Origin of the sequence: Rhodococcus sp. (in: high G+C Gram-positive bacteria) (assembly GCF_049286785.1) — a bacterium.
Lineage (GTDB): Bacteria > Actinomycetota > Actinomycetes > Mycobacteriales > Mycobacteriaceae > Rhodococcus_F.
The window spans coordinates 1-6,688 of sequence record NZ_JBAQEO010000804.1 but is presented as its reverse complement, the minus strand read 5'-3'; the positions used below and the strand labels follow the sequence as shown (position 1 = coordinate 6,688).

Sequence of the window (6,688 nt, the reverse complement as noted above, 5' to 3'; positions counted from 1 at the left end):
CAGTAGAAGGGATGTGCAGGCGCCACCCCATCGGTGTCGACGATCGAGAGCGCCGAAACGCACACGGTGCGTCGACGATCAACAATTTCCAGCACTTCGTACCCTGAAGTCGGCCTCGCAATTGAGCAGTCGGTGTGTCGTCTGAGCACTGTCGCGGCGAGGTCGTTGAACACCTCCTCCGCGTCGAACGTCGACTCCGGCCGGGAACCACGCCCGCCCGCGACGAGACGACCCGTACAGTGCCCCCCGAACAGTGCCCGAGGACGTCGGCGCGGATTCGACACGATGATGAGGGCCTGATTCCGACTGTCTCGGGAATGGATCTCATACCGACGCTCACGTGCCCGGGCAACTCGCATGGCAGGGCTACGGATGCGAACGCGCCATGGCGTGTGGAGTGGACCCGTGCGCGTCATCAACACCTGGTCGGTCCGCGACCTGCTGTTCCGGGTGCGATGACGTCCGTTCCTATCGGTTGAGACGGCCGCAGCGCGTGAACGCGCCAATAGCGACGGAGTTCGCCTTACGGATCCGTCCGATTTGGTCTTCGATGCGCGGCGAACAGCGATAATGTGATTATCCCGAGATGAGAATGCTACTCCTATCCTAGTAAGGATAGCAATGCTTGTAATACTGCGGCTTCGGTGATTAACTCCGAATCGAACAAGAGTGGCCTGCGTCACGGCCTGCCGGCCGGCACGCGCGGGGCCGCATTGCCGACACCGAACTTCTCCTAAGCACAGGAGGCCCACCTTGATACAGGCGGCCCGCTATACCGAAAGCAGCTCCATCGGCCTCGCCGAAGGGTGGAGCCTGAAACGTCTCACCGCACCGAGTCGACTATTCGGCGCCAATGGCATCCGGACCGGCGCGGACGGCCGGATCTACGTCGCGCAGGTGGCGGGCAGTCAGATCAGCGCCTTCGATCCCGAGACGGGCGATCTGGAGACCATCAGCGCCATGGGCAGCGACATCGTCGCTCCCGACGACCTGGCCTTCGACCCGAACGGTGACCTCTACATCACCGAGTACTACGACGGACGCGTCAGCGTGCGTGGCACCGACGGGAGCACGCGGTTGTTGCGTGACGACCTTCCCGGAGCCAACGGAATCACCTTCCACCAGGGCCGACTGTTCGTCAACGAGTGCCGCATCGGTGGTCGCCTGATGGAACTGGACCTGGATGGAGGCGCACCCCGGGTGCTGGTGGACAACCTGCCGATGCCCAACGCAATGGAGGTCGGGCCGGACGGCAAGCTGTACTACCCGGTGTTGGGAACCAACGACATCTGGCGGATCGATCCGAACGGCGGTGAGCCGGAGCGTGTCGTGGGCGACCTCTCGACGCCGGACGCGGTGAAGTTCGACGCCGACGGCTATATCGTCTCCACCCAGTGCGGCTCGGGCGAAGTGCTGCGGATCAATCCTCGCAACGGTGAGCGCACCGTGCTGGCTGCCCTGAATCCCGGACTCGACAACCTCACATTCGTAGGCGACCGGCTGTTCGTCTCGAGCTTCACCGGGCAGATCACGGAAATTCTGGGCGGCGGGCAGACCCGGACGGCGCTGGCGGACGGTCTGACCTGGCCGTTGGACTTGACCGTGGGTACAGACGGCACTGTCTACATCGCTGACGGTGCCTTCCTGCTTGCACTCGAACCCGGCGGTGAGGTGCGCACTGTCGGAATGCTCTTCAGTCCCGGCTATCCCGGCTACATCCGCGGCTTAACGGCCGTCGGCGACGGCGAATTCATCGTCACCGGCAACGGCACGGTGTCGCGCTACCGGCCCGCGAGCAGCGAAAGCGAAGTGCTGGCCGAGGGGCTCGATCAGCTCTACGGTGTTGCGGTCTCCGCGAACGGAACCATTGCCGTCGCCGATCTGGGGACAGGAAAGGTCCATTCCATCCGGTCCGGACAGGCTGAGGTGCTGGCCTCCGGCCTGCACGATCCGATGGGTGTGGCGTTCACATCGGACGGAACCTGCCTGGTCGCGGAAGCCGGCGCCGGCCGGATCGTGGCAGTGACGCCCGCCGGTGTCGATACCGTGGTCGACGGTCTCGAGCGCCCGCAAGGCATCCTCGTGCGCGACGGACAGCTCTACATTGTCGACGTCGACGCCAAGGTACTGATCAGTGTCGACCTCGAGACCAAGGCTCAGGAGATCGTCGCCCGCAATTTGCCGGTAGGAGCCCCTCCCGGCGTAAGTCCCAAGCCACTGAAGGGCCTGGTGCCGTTCTCCGGTCCTCAGGGCCCCTTCACCGGTATCGCTGCCGGTCCCGACGGCACGATCTACATCTCGGCTGATGCCGAAGGCAGTGTCCTGGCTCTCCGTCAAGGAATCTGAGGCCGGTCATGGAGCAGAACTTCGTGGGCTTGGGCGGACGCATCGTCATCGTCTCCGGCGCGGCGGGCGGTGGCATCGGAACCTCGGTGACGCGCATGGCCGCCCGCGCCGGTGCGACCGTGATCGCGGTGAGCCGTTCGAAGACGAACCTTTCGAACCACATCGAACCCATGATCGAGGAGGGCCTTTCGGTGGTTCCGGTTGCAGCCGACGCCTCGACGGATGAAGGCATCGCCACCGTGCTCGACATGGCGAGGCGAACCGACGGTAACCTGCACGGGCTCGTCAACGTCGCCGGTGGCGCCGCACCCGCTACCTGGATGCCGTCGACCCGTGTCACGCGGGAGGATTGGCGAGCGTTGTTCACCCAGAACCTCGAGACGATGTTCTTCATGAGCCAAGCGGTCGCCGCGGAGCTGAAGTCGCAGGGCCGTCCTGGATCGATCGTCTCCATTTCCTCGATCAGCGGCATGAACACGGCGCCGTTCCATATCGGCTACGGCACAGCGAAGGCGGCGGTGGTGGCAGCCACCCGCACGATGGCGGTCGAACTTGCCGTTGACAACATCCGGGTCAATGCCATCGCACCGGGCGTGACCGAGACGCCGGCTTCCGCCACCTACGTCGACGAGGATCCCGAACGTGACCGCCGCGCAATCGCAATGGGACGACGCGGCCGTCCCGACGAACAGGCGGGGGCAATCCTCTTCCTGCTGTCCGACCTGTCAAGTTACATCACCGGGCAGACGATTCTGGTGGATGGCGGACTCAACCTCAAATGGACCCATATGGGCGCCGACCACACCTCACTCTTCCTCAAGGACGAATCGTTCCGCGCGGCCATCACGCACTGACCCAGCAGAGTCTTCAACAGGAGAATGTCATGACCGACACTGTCGACAACATCCAGGAAACAGCTTCCGCGGCAACCGAACCGCTATCCACACCGCTGACGATCGGCGTGGAGGCCTATCTCTCCGAAGAGTACGCCCGGGCTGAACGAGACAAGCTGTGGGCCAAGGTGTGGCAGCAGGTCGGACGGGTGGACGAACTCGCCGACGTCGGCGATTTCCTCACCTACGACATTCTCGACGACTCGATCATCGTCGCGCGGACGGCGCCCGACACGATTCGGGCGTACTACAACGTCTGCTCACACCGGGGTCGCCGGCTGGTCGACACCCCGCCGGGTGCTCGAGAAGCTCGCGGCAGCTGCAAGACCTTCGTGTGCGGGTTCCACGGGTGGACCTACGACCTGGAAGGAAAGAACACCTGGGCGGCCGAGCGGGAGGACTGGCCGACCGGGCTGACCGATGAGAAGACCAGGCTGACCGAACTCAAGGTCGACACCTGGGGTGGCTGGATCTGGATCAACATGGACCCGGAGTGTGAGCCACTGCGGGACTACCTGGAACCTGCTGCCTCCCTGCTCGACCCGTTCCACTTGGAGAACATGCGCTACCGGTGGCGCAAGTGGCTTGTCTTCGACTGCAACTGGAAGGTCGCCCTCGAGGCGTTCATGGAGACCTACCACGTGCCGTACACCCACCCGGAGTTCCGGGAATACGGCAGTTTCCTGGGGTGGGCCCGCGCACAGGGCAAGCACAGCAATATCGGCTACGACGCGCCCAAAGGCATGGAGGAAAACCAGGCGAAGCTGCGGATCGGCGGTGGCCCGGACCCCCGTATCTCTACGATCGATCTGCAGAACTTCACCTGGGAGAACGCGAACACCAATACCACCCGGACACTGGTCGACGCCGCGCAGCGGTTGATCGACGAACTGCCTGAAGGAACGCCTGGTGACCAAGTGCTCAGGCACTGGTTGGATTCCGCCAGAAAAGACGACGCTGCGCGCGGCGTGATCTGGCCGACCGTCGACCCTCAGGCGATCGCCGAGAGTGGAACTGCATGGCAAATATTCCCCAATTTCCAAGTGGGACATGCATTGAACAACATGCTGTGCTACAGCGCTCGGCCCTACGGTTACGACCCCGACAAGTGCATCTTCGAAGCCGCGGTCTACGAACTCTTTCCAGCCGGGGAGGAGCCCAAGACGGAGTGGGAATACACGCCGGCGGACGACCCGGGCTGGCGCACCGTCCTGCCCCAGGACTTCTCCAACATGGCCGCCGTCCAAAAGGGTATGAAGGCGCGGGGATTCTCGGGTCCGAAGCCCAACCCGTATCGCGAGCGCAGCATCGTCAACCTGCACCACAACCTGGCCACTTATATGGGTACGGGTGCGCCGACCGATCTCAGCTGAGTCCCACTTGTCCTGATGAGGAACGATCCGAATGACATTATCGAGCCGAGGAATTCACATGCAGAACTGCGCACCAACGCAGACGCCTGACGTCGACCAGGCAGCCCTTCGAGAGAAATACCTGCTCGAGCGCGACAAGCGCATCCGCCCCGAGGGGCAGCAACAGTACTTGGAGGCCGACAACGAATTCGCGGACTTCTACGAGGGTGATCCGCACATGCCGGTCGAGCCGCGGGAGCCGATCACCGACGACATCGAGGTGGTGATCCTCGGTGGCGGTTTCTGTGGTCTCATCGCTGCGCACCGACTGCAGCAGGCCGGCGTCACCGACTTCAAGATCATCGAATTGGGCGGCGACTTCGGTGGTGTCTGGTACTGGAACCGCTATCCGGGCATACAGATCGACTCGGATGCCTACTGCTATCTCCCGCTGCTCGAGGAAACCGGCTTCATGCCGAAGGAGAAGTTCTCCCGCGGGGACGAGTGCTTCGAACATGCCCAGCGCATCGGAAGGCACTTCGGCCTCTACGAGAACGCGATCTTCCACACCCTGATCCGCTCCTTGGAATGGGACGAGGAGATCAATCGCTGGCGAATCAGCACCAACCGGGGTGACGAGATCCGCGCCCGGTTCGTCGTCATGGCCCAAGGCCCCTACAACCGGCCGAAACTTCCGGGCATCCCCGGCATCACGGAATTCACAGGGCACACCTTCCACACTGCCCGTTGGGACTACGAATACACCGGCGGAGACCTGCACGGCGGGCTGGACAAGATCGCCGACAAGAAGATCGCCATCATCGGCACGGGTTCGAGCGGCATCCAGGCGATCCCACATCTGGCGCGCGGCGCGAAGCACCTGACGGTCTTCCAGCGGACGCCGTCGTACGTCTTCGAGCGGGCCAATTACCCGACCGATCCCGAATGGGTGGACAGCCTGGAACCGGGCTGGAGGGCAGCACGGCAGCGCAACTTCCATAACGCCGCCTTCGCCTTCTACTCCCCCGGCGAGCCGGACCTCATCTGCGACGGCTGGACCGAGGTGTCCCGCAACCTGGCCGCGAAGCTGACCGAGACCAACGGCTGGGCTGCCCTGGCCGACCCGGTGAAGTTCTTGGAGCTCAAGGAGGTCGAAGACTACCGTGCAATGGAACGGCTTCGTCGTCGGGTCGAGGAGATCGTCGAGGATCCGGAGACCGCCGAACTGCTGAAGCCCTACTACCGCAACATGTGCAAGCGGCCGGTCTTCAACGACGAATATCTTCCGACCTTCAACCGCCCGAACGTCACCCTCGTCGATGTGTCGGAAACCAAGGGCGTAGAGCGCATCACCGAGAAGGGCATCATCGTCGACGGCGTCGAGCACGAGTTCGACTGCATCATCTTCGCGAGCGGCTTCGAGATCACCACCGCACTCGACCGCCAGTTCGACATCAAGCCTTTCGCCGGCCGCCAAGGCAACTCACTGTACGACCATTGGGGCAAGGGATTCCGCACCCTGCACGGCATCATGGCGCACGGGTTCCCCAACCATTTCGCCACCGGGTTCGTCCAAGGCGGGGTCACCGCGTCCACCACCCTGATGTTCGAGCAGCAGGCCGACCACATCGCGTACATCATCAAAGAGGCGCAAACGCGTGGAGCCACGTTCGTCGAGCCCACCGCAGAAGCCGAAGAGGGTTGGATCCAGACCATCCGGGCGAACGCGGTCGACAACAGCACCTTCACGTCGGAATGCACGCCCGGCTACTACAACAGTGAGGGCGAACCGAACGGACGGTCGTTCCTCGGCGATCCCTTCTGGGGCGGTTTCTACGAACTCACCGAATTGCTGCAGGCCTGGCGCGACACCGGCGAATTGGAGGGCCTGGTGCTCGACAAGTGACGAACCGAGGCGACATGCACATCGCGAGAGGAACATTCGATGTCTGAACTCAGATTCGACGACCGGGTCGCGGTGATCACCGGTGCCGGGCGGGGTTTGGGGCGTGCCTACGCTCTGTTGCTCGCGTCGAAGGGAGCCAAGGTCGTCGTCAACGATCCGGGCGTCAGCATCAGCGGGGAGAGCGTCGACAC

5 protein-coding genes and 2 pseudogenes are annotated in these 6,688 nt (G+C 63.3%); 6 read left to right on the top strand and 1 reads right to left on the bottom strand.

Features of this window, described 5'->3' with window-relative positions; all coding sequences use genetic code 11:
• Positions 1-167 precede the first annotated feature (167 nt).
• Positions 168-245 (bottom strand): annotated as a pseudogene (locus tag WAW17_RS29040) (hypothetical protein); the annotation flags it as partial.
• 83 nt (positions 246-328) lie between these two features.
• Between WAW17_RS29040 and WAW17_RS29035 the strand changes: the two are divergent.
• From WAW17_RS29035 to WAW17_RS29010, 6 genes and pseudogenes are all read left to right on the top strand, one after another.
• Positions 329-459: pseudogene (locus WAW17_RS29035) on the top strand (PHP domain-containing protein); the annotation flags it as partial.
• 294 nt (positions 460-753) lie between these two features.
• A complete protein-coding gene (locus WAW17_RS29030; protein WP_422336309.1) occupies positions 754-2,346 on the top strand; it encodes an SMP-30/gluconolactonase/LRE family protein in 1,593 nt (530 codons plus the stop codon).
• Between the two features lie 8 nt (positions 2,347-2,354).
• On the top strand, positions 2,355-3,200 hold the full coding sequence (locus WAW17_RS29025; RefSeq protein WP_422336308.1) for an SDR family NAD(P)-dependent oxidoreductase: 846 nt from the start codon (positions 2,355-2,357) through the stop codon (positions 3,198-3,200).
• A gap of 29 nt (positions 3,201-3,229) precedes the next feature.
• The gene (locus WAW17_RS29020; RefSeq protein WP_422336307.1) at positions 3,230-4,612 is read left to right on the top strand and encodes an aromatic ring-hydroxylating oxygenase subunit alpha; all 1,383 of its coding nucleotides are present in this window, start codon (positions 3,230-3,232) and stop codon (positions 4,610-4,612) included.
• A 58-nt stretch (positions 4,613-4,670) separates the two neighbouring features.
• The gene (locus WAW17_RS29015; RefSeq protein WP_422336311.1) at positions 4,671-6,497 is read left to right on the top strand and encodes a flavin-containing monooxygenase; all 1,827 of its coding nucleotides are present in this window, start codon (positions 4,671-4,673) and stop codon (positions 6,495-6,497) included.
• Between the two features lie 39 nt (positions 6,498-6,536).
• Positions 6,537-6,688 (top strand): SDR family NAD(P)-dependent oxidoreductase (locus tag WAW17_RS29010; RefSeq protein ID WP_422336310.1); only part of this gene is annotated, 152 nt, incomplete at its 3' end.